The following is a 21,563-nucleotide window of genomic DNA, read 5'->3' on the forward strand; positions in this document are numbered from 1 at the left end:
GCAGCTGATGGGAATCGAAGAGAAACTGCCGGCCGGAGTCGCGCTCACCACGGTCGAACAGGTCGTCGGGCTCGCCCGCAAGAGTTCGATGTGGCCCGCCACGTTCGGCCTGGCCTGCTGCGCCATCGAGATGATGTCCGTCGGCGGCCCCCACTACGACCTCGCCCGGTTCGGTATGGAGAAGTTCGGCGCCACCCCGCGCCAGGCCGACCTGATGGTGGTCGCCGGACGCGTGAGCCAGAAGATGGCCCCCGTCCTGCGCCAGATCTACGACCAGATGCCCGAGCCCAAGTGGGTCATCGCGATGGGCGTGTGCGCCTCCAGCGGCGGCATGTTCAACAACTACGCGATCGTCCAGGGCGTCGACCACATCGTGCCGGTCGACATCTACCTGCCCGGCTGTCCGCCGCGGCCGGAGATGTTCCTGGACGCCGTGCTCAAGCTCCACGACAAGGTGCAGAACACCAAGCTCGGCGCCCACCGGGAGCAGGAGATCACCGAGACCGAGGAGCGCATGCTCCGCCGTTCGCTGCCCCTGGTGACCAAGGACTGATCATGAGCAACGAGAACGAGCGCGACGAGGCGGCGGAGAACCTTCCCGACCAGCTCGGCCGCGAGCGCTTGGCTGCACCGGTCAAGCGCACCGGCATGTTCGGCGCCGGCACATCGGGAGACACCTCCGGTTTCGGTGGCCTCCAGGTACGGGGGAGCGCTCCCGTCCACAGCCGGCGCCCCTTCACCGATCCCGACGACCCGCGCACCGCGGACTTCGACCGGGTCGCCGACGACCTGGAGGCGGCCCTCACGGCGATCGGCAAGGAGGGCGAGGTCGAGCGGGTGGAGATCGCCCACGGCGAGATCACCTTCCACGTGCGTCGCGAGGCACTGCTGGAGCTGGCCCGCGTCCTGCGCGACGACCCGGCCCTGCGCTACGAGCTGTGCACGGGCGTGGTCGGGGTGCACTACCTCGACGACGTCGGGCGCGAGCTGCACGCGGTCTACCACTTCCGGTCGATCACCCACAACAGCGAGATCCGCGTCTGCACGACCTGCCCCGACGCCGACCCGCACGTCCCGTCGATCGTGTCGGTCTACCCGACCAACGACTGGCACGAACGCGAGGCCTGGGACTTCTTCGGGCTGATCTTCGACGGCCACCCCTCGCTGACCCGTATCCAGATGCCCGACGACTGGCACGGCCACCCCCAGCGCAAGGACTACCCGCTGGGCGGCATCCCGGTCGAGTACCGGGGCGCCACGGTGCCCCCGCCGGACGAGCGGCGGTCCTACAAGTGACCCGCCCAGTGATCCGCACGGCCACCACACCGGCCACACGAAGGCCACTCCAGAAGGGAGGCACGGCATGACCGTCACCGAGGACTACATCGACGCCTCCGGTGGGGACTGGGACGACGTTATCGAGAAGGCCCAGGGCACCAGCGCCGAGCGCCTCGTCGTCAACATGGGACCGCAGCACCCGTCCACGCACGGCGTGCTCCGCCTGGTCCTCACGCTGGACGGCGAGACCTGTACCGAGGCCCGCGTGGTCATCGGCTACCTGCACACCGGTATCGAGAAGAACATGGAGTACCGGACGTGGACGCAGGGCACCACGTTCGTGACCCGCATGGACTACCTCACGCCGCTCTTCAACGAGACGGCGTACTGCCTGGCGGTCGAGAAGCTGCTCGGCATCACCGACCGGGTGCCCGAGCGCGCCAGCGTCATCCGGGTACTGCTCATGGAGCTCAACCGGATGGCCTCGCACTTCGTCGCCATGGCGACGTTCGGCATGGAGCTGGGCGCGACCACGGTGATGACCAACGGCTTCCGTGAGCGCGAGATGATCCTGGACATCTTCGAGCTCGTCACGGGCCTGCGGATGAACCACGCCTACGTCCGGCCCGGCGGGGTGGCGCAGGACCTGCCGCCCGGCGCGGTGGGCAAGGTCCGGGAGCTGCTCAAGGAGATGCCCAAGCGCATCCAGACCATGCGCAAGCTCCTGGACGAGAACCCGCTCTACCTCGCCCGGACCAAGGACGTCGCCTACCTCAACCTGCCCGGCTGCATGGCGCTGGGCATCACCGGCCCGCTGGTGCGCGCCTCGGGCCTGGCCTGGGACCTGCGCAAGGCCAAGCCGTACTGCGGCTACGAGAACTACGAGTTCGACGTGCCGGTCTCCGACGGCGGTGACGTGTACGCCCGCTACCGGGTGCGCATCGCCGAGATGGACGAGAGCCTCAAGATCATCGAGCAGTGCCTGGACAAGCTGGAGCCCGGCCCGGTGATGATCAAGGACGCCAAGATCGGCTGGCCCGCCAAGCTGGCGCTGGGCCCGGACGGCCTGGGCAACTCCCCGGACCACATCGCGCACATCATGAGCGGCTCGATGGAGGCGCTCATCCACCACTTCAAGCTGGTCACCGAGGGCTTCCGGGTCCCCGCGGGCCAGGCCTACGCGGCGGTGGAGAGCGCCAAGGGCGAGCTCGGCTGCTACGCCGTCAGCGACGGGGGCACCCGCCCCTACCGCGTGCACTTCCGCGACCCCTCGTTCACGCACCTGCAGGCCGTCGCCGCCATGTGCGAGGGCGGCACGGTGGCGGACGTCATCGCGGCCGTGGCCAGTATCGACCCGGTGATGGGAGGCGTGGACCGGTGAGCGAACACAACGAGAACAACCGAGAAGAAGGCACGGCGGAGACCCCCGGGGTCTTCACCGACGAGGTCGTCGCGCGTCTGGCACAGGACGCCAAGGAGATCATCAGCCGCTACCCGAAGCCGCGCTCGTCGCTGCTCCCGCTGCTGCACCTGGTGCAGTCCGAGGAGGGTCACGTCAGCGCGGAGGGCATGCAGTTCTGCGCCGACCAGCTGGACATCACCCTCGCCGAGGTCAAGGCGGTGGCCACGTTCTACACCATGTACCGCCGCGAACCGGGCGGCGACTACCAGGTGGGCGTGTGCACCAACACCCTGTGCGCGGTGATGGGCGGGGACGAGATCTTCTCCGCCCTCAAGGAGCACCTGGACGTTGCCAACGCGGAGACCACCGGGGACGGCAAGGTCACGCTGGAGCACGTCGAGTGCAACGCGGCCTGCGACTTCGCACCGGTCGTGATGGTCAACTGGGAGTTCTTCGACAACCAGACCCCGGCCACCGCCAAACAGCTGGTGGACGACCTGCGGCTGGGCAAGGACGTCGCGCCCACGCGCGGCCCCGCCAGCCTGTGCACCTGGAAGCAGGCCTCGCGTGTGCTGGCCGGGTTCGACGACGGTCGGGCGGGTGAGGGCGTCCAGGCCGCCGGTCCCTCGCTGGCCGGGCTCCGGATCGCCGAGCGCAACGGCTGGTCCGCTCCGGACCCGAACAACCTTCCCGCTCCCGAAGCCGACGACCAGGGTAAGGAGGGCGCGAAGTGACCGCCCTGACCCCGATCCTGTCCCAGAACTGGGACCGCCCCGACTCCTTCACCATCGACGGCTACCGGGCCACCGGCGGCTACGAGGCGCTGCGCAAGTCCCTGGCCATGGACCCCGACTCCATCGTGGACCTGGTCAAGCAGTCCGGCCTGCGCGGCCGCGGCGGCGCGGGCTTCCCCACCGGGATGAAGTGGGGGTTCCTGCCCAAGGACAACCCCAACCCGCGCTACCTCGTCGTCAACGCCGACGAGTCCGAGCCGGGCACCTGCAAGGACATCCCGCTCATGCTCGCCAACCCGCACGTGCTGGTGGAGGGGGTGGCGATCGCCTCCTACGCGATCAAGTCCAACCAGGCCTTCATCTACGTGCGCGGCGAGGTCGTCCACGTCATCCGCCGCCTGCGCCAGGCGGTCGCCGACGCCTACGCGGCCGGGCTGCTCGGCAAGGACATCCTCGGCAGCGGCTTCGACCTCGACGTGGTCGTGCATGCCGGGGCGGGCGCCTACATCTGCGGTGAGGAGACCGCCCTCCTGGACTCCCTGGAGGGCTACCGCGGCCAGCCCCGCCTCAAGCCGCCGTTCCCCGCCGTGGCCGGGCTCTACGCCTCACCCACCGTGGTGAACAACGTCGAGTCCATCGCCAGCGTCCCCGGGATCGTCGCCAACGGCGCCGAGTGGTTCACGTCCATGGGCACCGAGAAGTCCGCCGGTTTCGGCTTCTTCTCGCTGTCCGGGCACGTCACCAACCCCGGCCAGTACGAGGCGCCGCTCGGGATCACCCTGCGCGAGCTCCTGGACATGGCGGGCGGGATCCGCGAGGGGCACCGGCTCAAGTTCTGGACGCCGGGCGGCTCGTCCACGCCGATCTTCACCGACGAGCACCTGGACACCCCGCTCGACTTCGAGTCGGTGGGCGCCGCCGGGTCCATGCTCGGCACCCGCGCGCTCCAGATCTTCGACGAGACCACCTGCGTGGTCCGCGCAGTCGGCCGCTGGATCGCCTTCTACGCGCACGAGTCCTGCGGCAAGTGCACGCCCTGCCGCGAGGGCAACTTCTGGATGGTCCAGGTCCTGGACCGGCTGGAGCGCGGCGAGGGCACCGAGGCCGACATCGACAAGCTCCTCCAGATCTGCGACAACCTGCTCGGCCGCTCGTTCTGCGCGCTGGGCGACGGTGCCACCAGCCCCGTCATGTCGTCGATCAAGTATTTCCGCCAGGAGTACGTCGACCACTTCGAGAAGGGCGGCTGCCCCTTCGACCACTCCAGGTCCACCGTCTGGGCGGACCGGCCGACCACGGAAGAGGGAGGGAACCAGTGACCGTCACCTCCAACACCTCGGGCGGGTCCTCGCCCGCCCCGCCCCCCGAGGACCTGATCACCGTCACCATCGACGGCTTCCAGATCCGGGTCCCCAAGGGCACCCTGCTGATCCGGGCCGCCGAGCTGCTCGGCATCCAGATCCCCCGGTTCTGCGACCACCCGCTGCTCGACCCGGTCGGGGCCTGCCGCCAGTGCCTGGTGGAGATCCCCGACATGGGCAACGGGCGCGGGATGCCCAAGCCGCAGGCCTCCTGCACCATCACCGTCATGGAGGGGATGGTGGTCAACACCCACCTCACCTCCGAGGTGGCGGAGAGGGCCCAGCGCGGGATCATGGAGTTCCTCCTGATCAACCACCCGCTGGACTGCCCGGTCTGCGACAAGGGCGGCGAGTGCCCCCTGCAGAACCAGGCCATGTCCACCGGGCAGGGGGAGTCCGAGTTCATCGACGTCAAGCGGACCTTCCCCAAGCCGATCGCGCTCTCCACCGGGGTGCTGCTGGACCGCGAACGCTGCATCCAGTGCGCCCGCTGCACCCGCTTCGCGGCGCAGATCGCCGGTGACCCGCTGATCGAGCTGATGGAGCGCGGCGCCAACGAGCAGGTCGGTATCGCGGAGGGGGAGGCGTTCAACTCCTACTTCTCCGGCAACACCGTGCAGATCTGCCCGGTCGGCGCGCTCACCGGATCGGCCTACCGCTTCCGTTCGCGCCCCTTCGACCTGGTCTCCACGCCCAGCGTGTGCGAGCACTGCGCGGGCGGCTGCGCCCAGCGCACCGACCACCGCCGGGGCAAGGTCACCCGCCGCCTGGCCGGCGACGACCCGCAGGTGAACGAGGAGTGGAACTGCGACAAGGGCCGGTGGGCGTTCACCTACGCCACCCAGTCCGACCGCCTCTCCCGCCCGCTGGTGCGCGACGAGGACTCCCGGGCCCTGGTGTTCGCCTCCTGGCCCGAGGCGATCAGCACGGCCGCCCAGGGGCTGGCCGCCGCCCGCGGCAACGTGGGCGTGCTGGTCGGCGGGCGCCTCACCTACGAGGACGCCTACGCCTACGCCAAGTTCGCTCGCGTGGCCCTGGCCACCAACGACGTGGACGCCCGCGCCCGCGAGCACTCGAAGGAGGAGGCCGACTTCCTGGCCGCCCGTGTGGCCGGGACCCCGGTGGACGTGGACTACACGGCACTGGAGAAGGCCCCCGCCGTCCTACTGGCCGGGTTCGAACCCGAAGACGAGTCCCCCCTGGTGTTCCTGCGTCTGCGCAAGGGGGCGCGCAAACGGCGGCTGAAGGTCTACTCCGTCGCCTCGCACGCCAGCCTGGGCCTGACCAAGGCCAAGGGCACCCTGGTCCGCACGGTTCCCGGCGACGAGGGCCGCGTTCTCAACGCCCTGGACTCCGAGCACCCCGAGGTGGTCGAGGCCATCGGCCAGGAGGGCGCCGTCATCCTGGTCGGCGAGCGGCTCGCCGCCGTCCCCGGGGCGCTCACCGCCGCCGTGGCCCTGGCCGAACGCACCGGGGCCCGGCTGGCCTGGGTGCCGCGCCGCGCCGGTGAGCGGGGAGCGATCGACGCCGGGGCGCTGCCGGGCCTGCTGCCCGGAGGCCGTCCGGTCGCCGACGCCTCGGCCCGCGCCGAGGTGGCCCGCGCCTGGAACGTCGGCTCACTGCCGGAGGCCCCCGGCCGCGACACCGACGCGATCATCGCCGCGGCCGCCGCCGGTGAACTCGACGCCCTGGTCATCGCCGGGGTCGAGCTGGACGACCTGCCCGACCCCGAGGCCGCCCGCGCGGCCCTGGCGAAGGTGCCGTTCATCGTCAGCCTCGAACTGCGCGCCAGTGACGTCACCGACCGCGCCGACGTGGTGTTCCCGGTGGCCGCCGTGGCCGAGAAGTCCGGCACGTTCGTCAACTGGGAGGGCCGCCACCGGCCCTTCGGCGACGCGCTCAAGGTGCCCGGGGCCCTCTCGGACCTGCGGGTGCTGGCCGCGATCGCCGACGAGATGGACGTCCACCTGGGCCTGCCCGACTCCGCCAGCGCCTACGGGGAGCTGCTGGAGCTGGGCATGTGGCTGGGGGAGCGGCCCGCCGGACCCTCGGTCCGGCCAGTCCCGCTGCCCGAACCCGCCCCAGGGCAGGCGCTCCTGTCCACCTGGCGGCAGCTGCTCGGCACCGGCCGGATGGAGGACGGCGAGCCCTACCTCGCCGGTACCGCCCGCCAGCCGCGCGCCTACCTGTCCAAGGCCACGGCCGACGAGGTCGGGGTCCCCGACGGCGGTTCGCTCCGCGTCACGGGGGAGCGGGGCTCGGTGACCGTCCCCGTGGTCGTCACCGACATCGCCGACCGGGTCGTCTGGCTCCCGGCCAACGCCCACGGCTGCGACATCCGCCGTGACCTGGGCGGCACCGCCGGGCAGACGGTCGCCCTGGCCGCGCCCACCACCAACGGGAGGCAGCAGTGACCCCCGACGCTCTCGATCCGCGTGTGGCCCACCTGGCCTCGGAGAGCACCCTGGGCATGTTCGGGAACGACCCGTGGTGGATCACCACCATCAAGGCCCTGGGGATCTTCGCCTTCCTCATGGTCTGCGTGCTCATGATGATCATGGCCGACCGCAAGGTCATGGGCCGGATGCAGCAGCGCCACGGACCCAACCGGATGGGGCCCTTCGGCCTCCTCCAGTCCCTGTTCGACGGCATCAAGCTCTCCCTCAAGGAGGACCTGATCCCGCGCGGGGTGGACCGGTTCGTCTACATCGCCGCCCCGATCATCGCGGCCGTCCCCGCGTTCATCGCCTTCTCGGTCATCCCGATCGGGCCCGAGGTGAACATGTTCGGGGTCATCACCCCGCTGCAGCTCACCGACCTGCCGATCGCCGCCCTGCTGGTCCTGGCCACCGCCGCGCTCGGCGTCTACGGCTTCGTGCTCGGCGGCTGGGCCTCCCAGTCCCCGTACGCCCTGCTCGGCGGCCTGCGCGCCTCCGCCCAGGTGATCAGCTACGAGATCGCGATGGGTTTGTCGTTCGTCGCGGTCTTCATCATGGCGGGCACGCTCACCACCTCAGGCATCGTCGCCGCCCAGGAGAACCTGTGGTTCGCGGTGCTGCTCCTGCCCTCCTTCCTCATCTACCTCGTCACGATGGTCGGTGAGACCAACCGGCTCCCGTTCGACCTCGCCGAGGGTGAGGGCGAGATCGTCGGCGGCTTCATGACCGAGTACGGGTCCATGAAGTTCACGATGTTCTTCCTCGCGGAGTACGTGAACATGTGCACCGTCGCCGCGGTGTCCGTGACGCTCTTCCTCGGCGGCTGGTACGCCCCGCCGGGGATGACCGCGATCTTCCCCGGCGCCAACGAGGGCTGGTGGCCCGCCCTGTGGTGGCTGCTCAAGTTCGTGGCCGTCATGTTCCTGTTCATCTGGGCCCGCGGCAGCCTCCCGCGCGTCCGGTACGACCAGCTCATGAAGCTCGGCTGGAAGGTCCTCATCCCGATCCAGCTCGTGTGGATCACCGGTGTGGCCGTCGTCCGCATGCTCGTCCTCGACGAGGCCCACCCGGCGATCATCGCCGCCGTGGTCGCGGGCTTCTCCGTCGCCACCATCGCGGCCATCGCCGCCTGGGTCCGCTTCGTGCGCCGCGAGCGCGCGGAGGAGGCCCGACAGCGCGCCGAGAACGCGCGCCGCGCCCACAAGGAACCCTCCTTCGGCGGGTTCCCGGTGCCGCCGAGCACCGCCGCCCACTACGGCAGCAGCGTGCTCGCCGAACCGTCGCGGACGGCCTCGGCCGCCACCGCCGAACGCAATCAGAAGAAGGGGGAGGTTACCGGTGCTTGAGTGGCTCAACCCCGTCAAGGGTTTCGGTGTCACCTTCCACACGATGTTCAAGAAGGTGCCCACCGTCGAGTACCCGGAGGTCAAGCGCCCCACGGCGCCGCGCTTCCACGGACGGCACCAGCTGAACCGGTGGGCCGACGGCCTGGAGAAGTGCATCGGGTGCGAACTGTGCGCCTGGGCCTGCCCGGCCGACGCCATCTACGTGGAGGCGGGAGACAACACCGAGGACGACCGGTACTCGCCCGGCGAACGCTACGGGCGCGTCTACCAGATCAACTACCTGCGGTGCATCCTGTGCGGTCTGTGCGTCGAGGCCTGCCCGACCCGGGCCCTGACCATGACCAACGAGTACGAGCTGGCCGACGACAGCAGGCAGAGCCTGATCTGGACCAAGGAGCAGCTGCTCGCCCCGCTGCGCGAGGGCATGGAGCAGCCGCCGCACCCGATGCGGCTCGGCGACAGCGACCTGGACTACTACGCCACCGGGCGCGGTGAGCACGGGACGCAGGACCGTCCGGAGAACACGGAGGCGGCCCGTTGAACCCGCTCGCCTTCCCCGTTCCAGCGACACAGTCCCCCGCGCTGAGCCTGGCCGCCGCGGCCCCGATCGGCTCGGGTGAGGCCACCGTCTTCTGGATCCTGGGCACGATCGTCGTGCTCGGAGCCCTGGGCGTGGTCTTCTCCCGCAAGGCCGTGCACTCGGCGATGTCGATGGCCCTGTCCATGGTGGGCCTGGCCATCTTCTACGGCATCAACGAAGCGCCGTTCCTGATGGTCGTGCAGATCGTCGTCTACACCGGCGCCGTGCTCATGCTGTTCCTGTTCGTGCTGATGCTCGTGGGCGTCAGCTCCGCGGACTCCCTGGTGGAGACCCTGCGCGGACAGCGGCTCATGACCGCGATCGTCGCGATCTGCTTCGTCGGCGCCCTGACCACCGGGATCACCCGCATCGTCGTGGGCGACCCGGCCGGGATCGCCGCCGCGGCAGCCCCGGTCGGCGGCACCATCCCGTGGATCGCCAGCGAGCTGATCCTGCGCTACGTGGTGGCCTTCGAGGCCACCGCCGCGCTGCTGATCACCTCGGTGCTCGGCGCCATGGTGCTCGCGCACACCGCCCGCACCGGCAAGCGCCGCACCCAGCGGGAGATGTCCGAGGACCGCATCCGCGGCGACCACGCGACCCCGCTGCCCGGACCCGGCACCTACGCCCGGCACAACGCGATCGACATGCCCGCGCTGCTGCCGGACGGCACGGTCTCCCAGCTCTCCGTCAACCCGGTCCTGGCCGCCCGCGACCCCGAACTCCAGTCGGGCGTCCCGAGCGAGGCCCGGAGCGGACGCGCCGCCCTTCCCGGCGGTGCCTCGGACTCGGCCGGCTCCAAGGAGAGCGAGCCGGTCGCCGACGAGGAAGCCCGGCCCGCTGAACGGGAAGGGACCGCCTCCGAACCGGACGGCGAAGAGAACGGCAACGGGCAGGAGGTCGAGTCCACGTGGACCCGATGAACTACATCGTCCTCGCCGCGCTCCTGTTCACCATCGGCGCGGTCGGCGTCCTCGTCCGACGCAACGCGATCATCGTCTTCATGTGCGTGGAGCTCATGCTCAACGCCTGCAACCTGGCGTTCGTCGCGTTCGCCCGGATGCACGGAGACATCGAAGGGCAGGTCGTCGCCTTCTTCGTGATGGTCGTGGCCGCCGCCGAGGTGGTCGTGGGCCTCGCGATCATCATGCAGATCTTCCGAACCCGCAGGTCGGCGTCGCTCGATGACGCGAACCTGCTCAAGCACTAGAAGGCGACGGGAAAGTGACACAACATCACGCGTACCTCGCCGCCGACCCCGCGGTGGCGACCGCGGCCGACAGCGCGGTGCTGTCGAACGCCTGGCTGCTGATCGCCCTGCCCCTGGTGGGCGCGGCGGTGCTGCTGCTGGGCGGGCGGCGCACCAACGGATGGGGGCCGCTGCTGGCCACCCTCCTGCCGATCGGCTCCTTCGTCTGGGCCCTGCTGGCGCTGTTCGACCTCCTGGGCCGGGGCGCCGCCGAGCGCACCGTCTCGGTCCCCGTCTACGAGTGGTTCGCGGCGGGTGACTTCTCCGCCCAGATCAACCTCCTGGTGGACCCGCTCTCGATCAGCTTCGTCCTGCTGATCACCTTCGTGGGCTCACTCATCCACATCTACTCCCTCGGCTACATGGCCGAGGACCCGGGTAAGCGGCGCTTCTTCGCCTACCTGAACCTGTTCGTCGCCGCCATGCTCGTGCTGGTGCTCGCGGACAACTTCGTCCTGCTGTTCCTCGGCTGGGAGGGCGTGGGACTGGCGTCCTACCTGCTCATCGGGTTCTGGCAGTACAAGCCCTCCGCCGCCACCGCGGCCAAGAAGGCGTTCCTGATCAACCGGGTCGGCGACATCGGCCTGCTCGTGGCGATCATGATCATGTTCACGGCGCTCGGCGCGGTGAGCTTCAGCGAGGTCTTCGCCGCGGTGCCCGGGGCCAGTGACGGCATCCTCCTCGCCATCGGCCTGCTGCTCCTGCTGGGCGCCTGCGGCAAGTCCGCGCAGCTCCCGCTGCAGGCGTGGCTGCTGGACGCGATGGAGGGCCCGACCCCGGTGTCGGCGCTCATCCACGCCGCCACCATGGTCACCGCCGGTGTGTACCTCATCGTGCGCGCCGGGCCGATCTTCGAGGGCGCTCCGGTCGCCCAGATCGTGGTGATGTCGGTCGGCGCCGCCACCATGCTGGCGGGCGGGCTCATCGCCTCGGCCAAGGACGACATCAAGAAGTCCCTGGCCGGTTCCACGATGAGCCAGATCGGCATGATGGTGCTGGCCGCCGGGCTCGGCCCGGTCGGCTACGTCGCCGCCATCGCCCACCTGGTCACGCACGGCTTCTTCAAGGCCGGGCTGTTCCTGGGGGCCGGTTCGGTCATGCACGGCATGAACGACGACGTCGACATGCGCAAGTACGGCGGTCTGGCGTCGAAGATGCCGATCACCTTCGCCACCTTCGGCCTGGGCTACCTCGCCATCATCGGGGTTCCGCTCCTGTCCGGCTGGTGGACCAAGGAGAGCATCATCTCCGCGGCCTTCGGCATCGGCGGCACCGCGGGGATGGTCTTCGGCAGCGCCATCATCCTGGGTGCCGCGCTCACCGCCTTCTACATGTCGCGGATGGTCTTCATGACCTTCCTCGGCGAGAAGCGCTGGGACGAGGGCGTGCACCCGCACGAGTCGCCGGTGAGCATGACCGCCCCCATGGTGGTGCTCTCGATCGGGTCGGTCGCCCTCGGCGCCTTCCTGGTGGCCGGGGACCGCTTCGCGGCCTTCCTCCAGCCCGTCACCGGCGCGGAACTGCCCCACTTCACGGTGGGCCACGCCCTCACCGCCCCCTACGGCATCGCCGCCCTGGCCGTGCTCGTCCTCGGGGTGGCGCTGGCCTGGTTCATGTACCTGCGCAAGCCCGTCGAGCGCACCGCGCCCAAGGGCAACCTCGTCACCGACGCGGCCCGCAACGAGCTGTACGGCAACGAGATCAACGAGGGCCTGTTCATGCGTCCCGGCCAGGTGCTCACCAAGGCGCTGGTGGTGATCGAGGACAAGGTCATCGACGGCGCCGTCAACGGGATCGGTGCCGGCGTCAGCGACTCCTCCACCGGACTCGGTAAGACGCAGACCGGGTTCGCCCGCACCTACGCGCTCACCATGCTCCTCGGCGCCGTGATCGTCGCCGCGACGCTGGTTGTGAGGTTCTAAATGATCCCCTGGCTCACTCTCGCGATCGCGCTCCCCGCGATCGGCGCGGCCGTCATCTGGGCGCTGCCGCGCATCAAGACCCCGGCGGGCGGTGCCGCCGCGGCCGACGTGTCGGCCGCGGCCGCCGCCTCCGGGCAGGCCGGTGCGGGCACCGCCACGGCCACCAAGGCCCGCCCGGCCACCGGCTCGGCCTCCGGCGATCCGGCGCTGACCGCCAAGCGCCTGGCCCTGGGCTTCTCGCTCGCGACCCTGGTCCTGGTCGCGGTCATGGCCCTGAACTTCGACACCTCCCGGGCGGGGGGCCTGCAGTTCGAGGAGGTCCACCCGTGGATCCCGCACTTCGGGATCCACTACGCGGTCGGGGTCGACGGCATCGCGCTCGTCCTCATCCTGATGTCGGCGATCCTGGTGCCGCTGGTCATCCTGGCAGCCTGGAACGAGCACGCGGACCGCGAGGACGGCGGGCGCGGCTACTTCGCGCTCATCCTGGCCCTCGAGGCGATGATGATCGGTGTCTTCGCCGCCACCGACGTCTTCCTGTTCTACGTGTTCTTCGAGGTCATGCTGATCCCGGTCTACTTCATGATCGGGCGCTACGGGCGCGGCGCCGACCGCGCCAAGGCCGCGATGAAGTTCCTGCTGTACAGCCTCGCCGGCGGTCTCATCATGCTGGTCGCGGTGATCGGCGTGTACGTCATCGGCGGCACCTTCCTGTGGACCGAGCTCACCGACCCGGGCGGCGCCCTCGCGGCGATCGACCCGGCCACCGCGCGCTGGCTCTTCCTCGGGTTCTTCATCGCCTTCGCGATCAAGGCCCCGATGTGGCCGGTGCACACCTGGCTGCCCACCGCCGCGGGCTCCTCGAGCCCCGGCACCGCGGTCCTGCTGGTGGGCGTGCTGGACAAGGTCGGCACCTACGGCATGCTCCGGTACTGCCTGGAGATGTTCCCGGCCGCCGTGTCCTGGTTCGTGTGGCCGGTGGTGGCGCTGAGCCTGGTGAGCATCGTCTACGGCGCGATCCTCGCGATCGGTCAGAGCGACATGATGCGCCTGATCGCCTACACCTCGGTGTCCCACTTCGGCTTCATCACCCTGGGCATCTTCGCCCTGACCCAGCAGGCCCAGGCAGGGGCCGCGCTCTACATGGTCAACCACGGGTTCGCCACCGGTGCGCTCTTCCTGGTCGTGGGCTTCCTCATCGCCCGCCAGGGCAGCGCCCGGATCGAGGACTACGGGGGCGTCCAGAAGGTCGCGCCCAAGCTGGCCGGGGTCTTCCTGATCGCCGGTCTGGCCGGTCTGGCACTGCCGGGCCTGGCACCCTTCGTCAGCGAGTTCCTGGTGTTCGTCGGGGTGTACGCCTTCAACCCGGTCCCGGCGGTCATCGCCGCGGTCGGCGTGGTCCTCGCGGCGCTCTACATCCTGTGGATGTACCAGCGCACGATGACCGGCCCCACCCCCGAGAAACTGTCCAAGCTGCCGGACCTGTCCGCTCGTGAGACCTGGGCGGTCGCACCGCTGATCGCCCTGATCATCGCGTTCGGCGTCTACCCGCAGCCCCTGCTCAACGTGATCAACCCCGCCGTCGAACGCACGGTGGAGGCCGGGACCGACACCCAGGTGGCGGTCGCGGACGGCGACGCGGAAGGAGCCGAGGAGTGATCCCCCTCAACCTCGCGGACGGGGCGCCTCCGGCGCTCCACGGCGTCACCGAGGCGCCGCCCGCCCTGGACTGGTGGCTGCTGTCGCCGCTCCTGGTGCTGTTCGGCGCCGGTGTGCTGGCGGTGCTCTTCGAGGCCTTCTGGCCCAAGGGCTCCCGCCGCACCGTGCAGATCGCCCTCACGGCGATCTCCCTGCTGGTCACCTTCGGGCTGATCGTCCTCCAGGTGGAGGCGGTCGGCGAGGGCACCACCGTCGGCAACGGCGTGCTGGCGCTGGACCGCACGGTGCTCTTCTTCCAGGGCACCATCACCGTGCTGGCCCTGATCAGCCTCATGTTGATCGCCGAGCGGCGGGACGGCCGGGACGCGTTCTCGGCCCAGGCCGCCACGGTCCCGGGCAGCGAGGAGGAGCGCACGCACATCCTCGCGGGTTCGCAGCACACCGAGGTCTACCCGCTGGTGCTGTTCGCGGTGCTGGGCATGCTGATGTTCCCGGCCTCGAACGACTTCCTGGTCATGTTCATCGCTCTGGAGGTCATGAGCCTGCCGCTGTACCTGCTGTGCGGTCTGGCCCGCAGGCGCCGCCTGTTCTCGCAGGAGGCCGCTGTCAAGTACTTCCTGCTGGGCGCGTTCTCCTCGGCGTTCTTCCTGTTCGGCATCGCCATGGTCTACGGCTACGCGGGCTCGGTGAACTTCGCCGTGATCCGTCAGGCCGTGGAGTCCGGCGGCGCCGAGATCTTCCAGGGCGGCAACGGCGAACCGCTGCTGCTGATGGGTGTGGGCCTGGTCGCGATCGGCCTGCTGTTCAAGGTCGGCGCCGTGCCCTTCCACAACTGGAAGCCGGATGTCTACCAGGGCGCACCGACCCCGATCACCGCGCTGATGGCCTCCTGCACGCTGGTCGCCGCCTTCGGCGCCCTGCTGCGGGTGTTCTTCGTGCCCTTCGGGACCTCGGCGCAGATCTGGGAGCCGATGCTGTGGACGGTGGCCGTCCTGACGATGGTCGTCGCCGCGATCGTGGCCGTCACCCAGCGAGACATCAAGCGGCTGCTGGCCTACTCCTCGGTGGTGCACGCCGGGTTCATCCTCACCGCCGTGGTCGCGGGCAGCGTCGAGGGCCTCGCGGGCGCCATGTTCTACCTGGCCGCCTACGGGTTCACCACGCTGGGCGCGTTCGCCGTCGTCACCCTGATCCGTACCAGGGACGGCGGTCAGGAGCTCGGTGACATCGACAAGTGGGCCGGGCTGGGGCGCCGCTCCCCGGGACTGGCCCTGGCGCTGTCGCTGTTCCTGCTGGCCTTCGCCGGTATCCCGCTGACCAGCGGGTTCATCGGCAAGTTCGCGGTGTTCGAGGCGGCCGTGGCGGCCGGGGCGACCCCGCTGGTCGTGGTCGGCGTCCTCAGCAGCGCCATCACCGCGTTCTTCTACGTCCGGATCATCGTTGTGATGTTCTTCCGGGATTCGGAGGGCGAGGGCCCCACGGTGGCCCGCGCCGGTTTCCTCACCGGCGGTGTGATCACCGTGGGTGTCGCGGCCACGCTGGCGCTCGGGATCTTCCCGGGAGCCTTCCTGGACACCCTTCTGCCGTCCGGGGAACCGGGCCAGGAACCCGCCGCGGTGATGGTCGACCAGGTCACGGAGGCTCCCGCCGGGGAATGACCGCAGACCCGGGTGTGGCTTTGGACGATCATTCCGGGTCGGATACCGTGGCAAGTCGGATCATGTTCATGTGCTGAGCGTGCGGCGGCCCCCTCACAGGGGGTCGCCGACACGCCCGTTCAACAGGTGGAGCTTTACGGTGAGCGGTGCTGTCCCGAGCGGTTTTCTCGCTCTGCCGAGAGTCGACCCGACCCTGGCCAGCCAGATCCAGGACGACCTGGAGAAGGTCGAGGAACTGCTGAGGGAGTCGGTTCGGTCGAGCGACCCCCTGCTGACCGAGGCCGCCTCCCACCTGCTGGCGGCCGGAGGCAAGCGCTTCCGCGCCATGCTGGTGCTGCTCGCGGCCCACTTCGGCGACCCCCGGGTCCCCGACCTCATCCCGGCGGCCGCCGTGGTCGAGCTGACCCACGTGGCCACGCTCTACCACGACGACGTCATGGACGAGGCGGAGCTGCGCCGCGGCAAGCCCAGCGCCAACCAGCGCTGGGGCAACACCATCGCCATCCTCACCGGTGACTTCGTGTTCGCCAAAGCCTCGACGATGCTGGCCGACCTCGGTACGGAGGCCGTGCGTTTGCAGGCCGAGACCTTCGCGCGTCTGGTCCAGGGCCAGATCCTGGAGACCTCCGGTCCGCGCGACGGCGTCGACCCGCTCGACCACTACCTCAACGTCATCGATGACAAGACCGCGTCGCTGATCGCCTCCTCCGCGGAGTTCGGCGGCATGTTCGGCAAGGTCGACCCGGAGACGGTGAGCACCCTGACGCGGGCCTGTGACGCGCTGGGTATGGCCTTCCAACTGGCCGACGACATCCTCGATGTCGCGAGTGAGAGCGACGAGTCCGGCAAGGTGCCCGGCACGGACCTGCGCGAGGGTGTGCTGACCCTGCCGATGTTCTACGCGATGCGCTCCCAGGAGGCGGCGGACGAGCGGCTGAAGTCGATGCTGGGCCGCCCGCTGGGGGACGAGGAGGCCGAGGAGGCCCTGGCGCTGCTGCGCCCGCACCCGGCCATGGCCGAGGCCGACGCCACCCTGCGCGGCTGGGCCGACAAGGCCCGCCAGGAGCTGTCCACCCTGCCGGACATCCCGGCGCGGGACGCGTTCCTGGCGCTGTGCGACTACGTGGTGGAACGCAACGGCTGACCTGCAGGACCACCGCCCCCGATTCTTGCTGAGGCCCCCGCCACCCGGCACGGGTGCCGGGGGTCTTCGGTACCCCCGACCCCGCCCGCCCCGCGCTTTCTCGACGCCGACGTCAGAGAACTGTGTCTGAGTCGCCCGGGTGATCCGGACAACCACAGGGGTGGCGGTGGAGTCCCAAGGGTGGTTTCCGCAGCATCGGATCCACCCTTCGACACGCTTGGAGCTCCCCCCCGTGAACCGACCCTCTCTGCTGTCGGCCGCCCGTGCCTGGTGGTGGGCGGCGCCTGTGTCCGCGGTGCTGTTGGGCGCCTCGGCCGGATGCTCGCCGTGGAACGAACCGGCGGAGGAGGCGCCCGAGGCCGAGGCCTCGGCCGCCCCCTCCGCGGAGGGGGCCGAGCCCGAGCGAGGGGGTATCGGTCTGCTGGACCCCCAAGGGGTCGAGGTGGTCGAGTTCCTGGGGATGGACCAGGCCAGCGGGCCGACGATCCTGATCTACACCGCCGATTTCACCAACCTGGGCACCTACGGACCCCACCCGACCCCGGAGGAGGGCGAGGGGCTGGCGGAGATCGACTTCACCTCGGTGGAGGCCCGGGACGGCTCGGTGGTGCTGACGGCCGAGGTGACCTACCTGTACGGGAGCGGGGACCTGACCGTGCACGCCGACGACTTCGCTGGTCTCGTCCTTCCCGACGGCTACACGGGGGAGCGGATAGAGGAGTACTCCGCCGAGGAGGAGGGCGTCCTCGCCGTCGTCACCCCGGAGGAGGCCTCGGCCGGGTTCACCCTCACTTTCGAGGGGCTGCCCGAAGTGAGCCTGCTCCGTTACGAAATTCTCTCGGAGAACGCGCACGTCCGTGACAGTCAGCGGGAGCCGGACCCGATCGCCACCGAGAGGTGTGTCGACGCGGGGGAGGAGGACGCCCGGGTCTGGAGTCAGACCGACGGCGCTCCCTGCGATCCCGACTGGGGCTGACCGGACCCCGCCGTACTCGGCCTCCCGGGACCACCGCGTCTGAGCCGCTCAGACGGTGGGCAGGGCGATGCCCAGCCTCGTCCGGACGCGGGCGTACCGGGCCGCGGGGTTCGTGTCCAGGTAACTCCACAGGGCCCCGTACTCCGGAACCACGGTTCCGGCCCGGGCGAGGACGGCCGCGGCCCGCTGTTCGTCGCCGCCGACGTACAGCGCGGAACCCAGGCAGTGCGCGTCCGCCGCCGCGGTGGGGTACGAGGGATCGCCGCAGAGCCAGCGGTCGGCGGCCCCGGCGACCTCCGCGGCCACCGCGGGGTCACCGTAGTAGTCCCGCAGCGTCTTCCCCACCGCGCCGTAGGTGTCCAGACCCCGATCGTCCAGGGCCATGGCGGCGTACTCGAAGTGGGCCTGGACGATCAGTAGGTGGGACCGGTCACCGGGAGGGGCCTTGCGGGGGGTCTCCCTGGCGAAGGTGAACATCTCCTCGTGGGAACCCCGCCACTTGTGGCACAGCACCTGGAGTCTGCCCTCCATCGCGGAGTGATGGTGCGGGTCGAGTGCGACGATCCGCTCCCACAGCCGGTCCATCTCCTCCCGGGGGATCTCCATACCCAGCCCGAACCACTGGAGTTGGTCCAGGGCGGTGGGGGTCAGAGTCGTCTGCGCCGCGTACAGGAGGGGCTCGCGGGCGGAGGCCAGCATCTCGTGGAAGCGCTTGAAACGCTCAGGACCGACGTCCCTGGCGCGCTGGGAGGTACGGACTTCCCAGGCGGCCTTCACCCGGGTGGCGCCCGCCCACAGGAGCAGGTCCGGTTCGGGGTCGGGCTGGTCCATCCCGGACTCCAGCTTGGCGAGCAGGGGGATCGTCCGGTCGGAGAGCACGTGCAGGCGCAGTGACCGGAGCTGGGGGTCGTCAGTGCCCAGGAGCGACAGGCCCATGGCGATGTCACCGCTGGTGACGGCGGGGAGGGCGGAGGCGAGGTCGGGGTCGCGCCAGGCCTCGCCGTAGATGAGGCCGTGTTTGCGGGCGACGCGGTTGTCGTCCCACTCGATGACGCTTCTATGTCAAGTGGCGGGTTGAAGACAGACCTCAGCCCGCCCTCTCACCACTTGATCAGCGACCATCGCCCGATACACCACATCCACCAGATGCCGCTTCAAAGCCCGATACGCACCCTTGGTGCCCTTGGCCCCCTCCCGGGAACGCACGAACTCCCGCGCTGGCTCACCCAGCCGGACCTGGACCACCCCGATCGAGTGCAACGCCCGGTTCACCTGCCGGTTCCCACCCCGGTGCAACCGGTGCCGATCCCGCCCCGAGGAGAACACCGGAATCGGCGCGCTCCCCGCCCACCGCGCCATCCTCGCCGAGGTCGCAAACCGCGACACATCCCCCACCTGCGCAAGCAACACCGCAGCCCAGACCACACCCACACCACGAATCCCCAACAGGTTCGGCGCCAACGGCTCCACCAACTCCTTCAGGCGCCGCTCCACCTCGGCCGCACGCACGAACAGGGTGTGGATCTCCTCCAACTGCTCCAGCAGAGCCCACCGCACCATCTCGTCCAACCCGGCCCCCTCCACCAGCGCACGCACCCGCCCCACCTTGGCCCGGGTTTTCAACGCCCCCTGGCCCAGGCGGTGGTCCAGCTCGATGTGCACCGCCGCCAGCACCCGGTTGGTCAGGGCCACACGCTGATCGGTCAGGTTCTGGCGCAGGTTCACCAGCACACGCACCTGCCGCACCTGCGGGTCGATCCGGTGGCGGGCCAGGTCAGGGTCGGCCAGGGCCGCACGCGCGATGGCCACCGCGTCGATCACGTCGGACTTGGCGCCCACCGGCCCGCCCAGGCGGCGGTGGGCGGCCATGGCGCGCGGTGGCACCCACACCACTTCCTGGCCCGCCCCCAGCAGAGCGTCGGCCAGGGCCCGGCCCAGGCCGGGGCCGCCCTCGATGGCCCACAGCACCGGGCTGTTTGCGGCCAGGGCGCGGATCCAGGCCAAGAGCTGGCCCAGGGCCTGGGGGCCTGTGTTGACCTTCTTGGCCCTGCCCAGGCGGGTGCCGTCCTGGGCCAGCGCGACGGCCTGGTGCATGTCCTTGTGCGGATCGATACCCACTGTCACCATGGTGGTGTCCTGCTTCCTCTTGGTCAGGAACGGGACGACTACCAGGGCCCTGGCCCGGGGGACAGATCTACTGTGAGTTATCGGCTGCACAGGCTTCTATGAGGTCACTCCCGCGGCCAGGGCCTTGGCCTGCGAGCGCTGGTGGACAGGTCATCGATAGGTCCACGCGGGACAGATCTTGCTGGAGTCACCCCAGCGCCGCTGCCGGGCGGCTCCCGTCGAAACCCTCCCGACACCCACCATGGTGAACCAGTAGATCTTGCTGAGAACCATGTCCTGATTCTTGCGGACGCAAAAATGGACAAGTTGCACTTAAAGGATCAAGTTGGCCACGATCTCGGTGGCGTGCGGCTGGTGCTGGCAGTGGTCGCGCGTGTTCTGTTGGCGGCCCTGGCGGGGCGCGAGGCCGCTCGGGGGGTACTTGACGAGGATTTGAACGTACGTACAATCAAAAGTGAGGCACGCGAACCCCTGGAGGCCGACATGTCCGAAACGCGAGTCCTGATCTCCGGTGGCGGGGTCGCCGGTCCCGCCCTGGCCTACTGGCTGCACCGGTACGGGTTCCGCCCGACCATCGTCGAACGGTCGCCGACGGTGCGCGCTGTCGGCCACCGCCTCCAGATCGAGGGCGTCGGGGTCGAGGCACTGCGCCGTATGGGAGTTCTGGGGCAGGCGCGTGAGCGGGGATCCTCGGCGCCGGGCGAGGTCCGATTCGGGTTCGGTGGTCGGCGGGAGGTGAAGATCCCCGGCACGTCGCTGGTCAGCGAGGAGAACGGGCTGGTGATCCGGCGCGGGGAGCTCTGCGAGGTGTTGTACGAGCAGGTCAGTGATGAGGTCGAGTACCTCTTCGACGACTCGGTGACCGGACTCCAGGAGACCGCCGACGGTGTCACAGTGAGCTTCCAGAACCGGGAGCCGCGCGAGTTCGACCTGGTGGTGGGCGCGGACGGCATCCACTCCAACATCCGGTCCCTGGCCTTCGGGCCGAAGGAGCGCTTCCGCAGGTACCTGGGGACCAATCTTGCCCTCTTCGAGCTCGAGAACCACCTCGGTCTGACCGATCGCATGGTCGGGAGAATCAAGCCCGGGCGTGGAGTGCTGCTCGCCCCCTTTCCCGAACCCGACCGTCTCGAATGCACCATCCTCACCCGCGACAAGGAACCCCTGGAGGACCCCGACCGCCACCGGCGCCTCCTGAAGGAGCGCTTCGCGGGGGACGGGCGGGAGGCGGACCACCTACTGTCGGAGATGGAGACCTCTCCGATGACGCACATGTCGCCCACCGTGCAGATCCACATGGATTCCTGGACCAGTGGCAGGGTGGCGCTGCTGGGGGACGCGGGCTACTGCCCCGACCCGATGACCGGCCAGGGGAGCACCATGGCGCTCGTGGGCGCGTGCGTCCTCGGCGGCGCTCTGGCCAGGGCGGGCGGCGACCACCGTACTGCTTTTCCCGCCTACGAACGGGCGATGCGCGAGTTCGTCGACGCCAACCACGCCATGGGCGGTACGCACACCTCACTGGCCGCCCCGGACACCGGCGAGCTGGGTCTCCGGGTGATGTCGTTGCTCATGGGGCTGCTGGTCGGGATCACCGCCCGAACCGGGGTGACGGCGGTGATGAAGCGGGCCTACAACTTCCCGCTGGCCGACCACGTTGCGGCCTGAGGGCTCCCCGGATCGAACACG

18 protein-coding genes are annotated in these 21,563 nt (G+C 69.9%); 16 read left to right on the forward strand and 2 right to left on the reverse strand.

Annotated elements, in window-relative coordinates:
• The first annotated feature begins 7 nt into the window (after nucleotides 1-7).
• The 15 genes from HNR07_RS28455 (at nucleotide 8) to HNR07_RS28525 (ending at nucleotide 17,747) form a co-directional block, all read left to right on the forward strand.
• Nucleotides 8-553, forward strand: coding sequence for a NuoB/complex I 20 kDa subunit family protein (locus HNR07_RS28455; RefSeq protein ID WP_017578748.1), 546 nt, complete (start codon nucleotides 8-10; stop codon nucleotides 551-553).
• A gap of 2 nt (nucleotides 554-555) precedes the next feature.
• On the forward strand, nucleotides 556-1,296 hold the full coding sequence (locus HNR07_RS28460; protein WP_184368444.1) for an NADH-quinone oxidoreductase subunit C: 741 nt from the start codon (nucleotides 556-558) through the stop codon (nucleotides 1,294-1,296).
• A 67-nt stretch (nucleotides 1,297-1,363) separates the two neighbouring features.
• Nucleotides 1,364-2,659: an NADH-quinone oxidoreductase subunit D gene (locus HNR07_RS28465; RefSeq protein ID WP_184368447.1), complete on the forward strand. Its 1,296-nt coding sequence runs from the start codon at nucleotides 1,364-1,366 to the stop codon at nucleotides 2,657-2,659.
• Nucleotides 2,656-3,414, forward strand: coding sequence for an NADH-quinone oxidoreductase subunit NuoE (gene nuoE, locus HNR07_RS28470; RefSeq protein ID WP_184368450.1), 759 nt, complete (start codon nucleotides 2,656-2,658; stop codon nucleotides 3,412-3,414). The genes HNR07_RS28465 and nuoE overlap by 4 nt, the downstream gene beginning before the upstream one ends.
• Nucleotides 3,411-4,733 carry an NADH-quinone oxidoreductase subunit NuoF gene (gene nuoF, locus HNR07_RS28475; protein WP_184368453.1) on the forward strand — a complete coding sequence of 441 codons (1,323 nt, stop codon included), beginning with the start codon at nucleotides 3,411-3,413 and terminating at the stop codon, nucleotides 4,731-4,733. Before nuoE ends, nuoF begins: the two co-directional genes overlap by 4 nt.
• Entirely contained in the window at nucleotides 4,730-7,189 is a 2,460-nt protein-coding gene (locus HNR07_RS28480) for an NADH-quinone oxidoreductase subunit G (RefSeq protein WP_184368456.1), read from the forward strand. The genes nuoF and HNR07_RS28480 overlap by 4 nt, the downstream gene beginning before the upstream one ends.
• A gap of 56 nt (nucleotides 7,190-7,245) precedes the next feature.
• Entirely contained in the window at nucleotides 7,246-8,559 is a 1,314-nt protein-coding gene (gene nuoH, locus HNR07_RS28485; protein WP_221319954.1) for an NADH-quinone oxidoreductase subunit NuoH, read from the forward strand.
• Complete coding sequence (gene nuoI / locus HNR07_RS28490) at nucleotides 8,552-9,100, forward strand: NADH-quinone oxidoreductase subunit NuoI (RefSeq protein WP_017578741.1); 549 nt, start codon at nucleotides 8,552-8,554, stop codon at nucleotides 9,098-9,100. The genes nuoH and nuoI overlap by 8 nt, the downstream gene beginning before the upstream one ends.
• Complete coding sequence (locus tag HNR07_RS28495; RefSeq protein WP_184368462.1) at nucleotides 9,097-10,062, forward strand: NADH-quinone oxidoreductase subunit J; 966 nt, start codon at nucleotides 9,097-9,099, stop codon at nucleotides 10,060-10,062. The genes nuoI and HNR07_RS28495 overlap by 4 nt, the downstream gene beginning before the upstream one ends.
• Entirely contained in the window at nucleotides 10,050-10,349 is a 300-nt protein-coding gene (gene nuoK, locus HNR07_RS28500) for an NADH-quinone oxidoreductase subunit NuoK (RefSeq protein WP_017543069.1), read from the forward strand. The genes HNR07_RS28495 and nuoK overlap by 13 nt, the downstream gene beginning before the upstream one ends.
• A gap of 14 nt (nucleotides 10,350-10,363) precedes the next feature.
• Nucleotides 10,364-12,310 (forward strand): NADH-quinone oxidoreductase subunit L, encoded by a 1,947-nt coding sequence (gene nuoL / locus HNR07_RS28505; RefSeq protein ID WP_184368465.1) that lies wholly within the window; start codon nucleotides 10,364-10,366, stop codon nucleotides 12,308-12,310.
• A complete protein-coding gene (locus HNR07_RS28510) occupies nucleotides 12,311-13,969 on the forward strand; it encodes an NADH-quinone oxidoreductase subunit M (RefSeq protein WP_184368467.1) in 1,659 nt (552 codons plus the stop codon).
• On the forward strand, nucleotides 13,966-15,627 hold the full coding sequence (nuoN, locus tag HNR07_RS28515) for an NADH-quinone oxidoreductase subunit NuoN (protein WP_184368470.1): 1,662 nt from the start codon (nucleotides 13,966-13,968) through the stop codon (nucleotides 15,625-15,627). The genes HNR07_RS28510 and nuoN overlap by 4 nt, the downstream gene beginning before the upstream one ends.
• Nucleotides 15,628-15,766: 139 nt before the next feature.
• Entirely contained in the window at nucleotides 15,767-16,771 is a 1,005-nt protein-coding gene (locus tag HNR07_RS28520; RefSeq protein ID WP_184368473.1) for a polyprenyl synthetase family protein, read from the forward strand.
• Between the two features lie 232 nt (nucleotides 16,772-17,003).
• Nucleotides 17,004-17,747, forward strand: coding sequence for a hypothetical protein (locus HNR07_RS28525; RefSeq protein ID WP_184368476.1), 744 nt, complete (start codon nucleotides 17,004-17,006; stop codon nucleotides 17,745-17,747).
• A gap of 48 nt (nucleotides 17,748-17,795) precedes the next feature.
• On the opposite strand, the gene HNR07_RS28530 is transcribed toward HNR07_RS28525, so the two are convergent.
• Both HNR07_RS28530 and HNR07_RS28535 read right to left on the reverse strand, forming a co-directional pair.
• Nucleotides 17,796-18,683: a hypothetical protein gene (locus tag HNR07_RS28530; RefSeq protein ID WP_246420542.1), complete on the reverse strand. Its 888-nt coding sequence runs from the start codon at nucleotides 18,681-18,683 to the stop codon at nucleotides 17,796-17,798.
• Between the two features lie 126 nt (nucleotides 18,684-18,809).
• Nucleotides 18,810-19,874 carry an IS110 family RNA-guided transposase gene (locus HNR07_RS28535; protein ID WP_184368479.1) on the reverse strand — a complete coding sequence of 355 codons (1,065 nt, stop codon included), beginning with the start codon at nucleotides 19,872-19,874 and terminating at the stop codon, nucleotides 18,810-18,812.
• A gap of 483 nt (nucleotides 19,875-20,357) precedes the next feature.
• Here HNR07_RS28535 and HNR07_RS28540 point away from each other — a divergent pair, with 483 nt between their 5' ends.
• A complete protein-coding gene (locus tag HNR07_RS28540; RefSeq protein WP_184368482.1) occupies nucleotides 20,358-21,542 on the forward strand; it encodes an FAD-dependent monooxygenase in 1,185 nt (394 codons plus the stop codon).
• Nucleotides 21,543-21,563: the final 21 nt, after the last annotated feature.

It is taken from the genome of Nocardiopsis metallicus (assembly GCF_014201115.1).
Lineage (GTDB): Bacteria > Actinomycetota > Actinomycetes > Streptosporangiales > Streptosporangiaceae > Nocardiopsis > Nocardiopsis metallicus.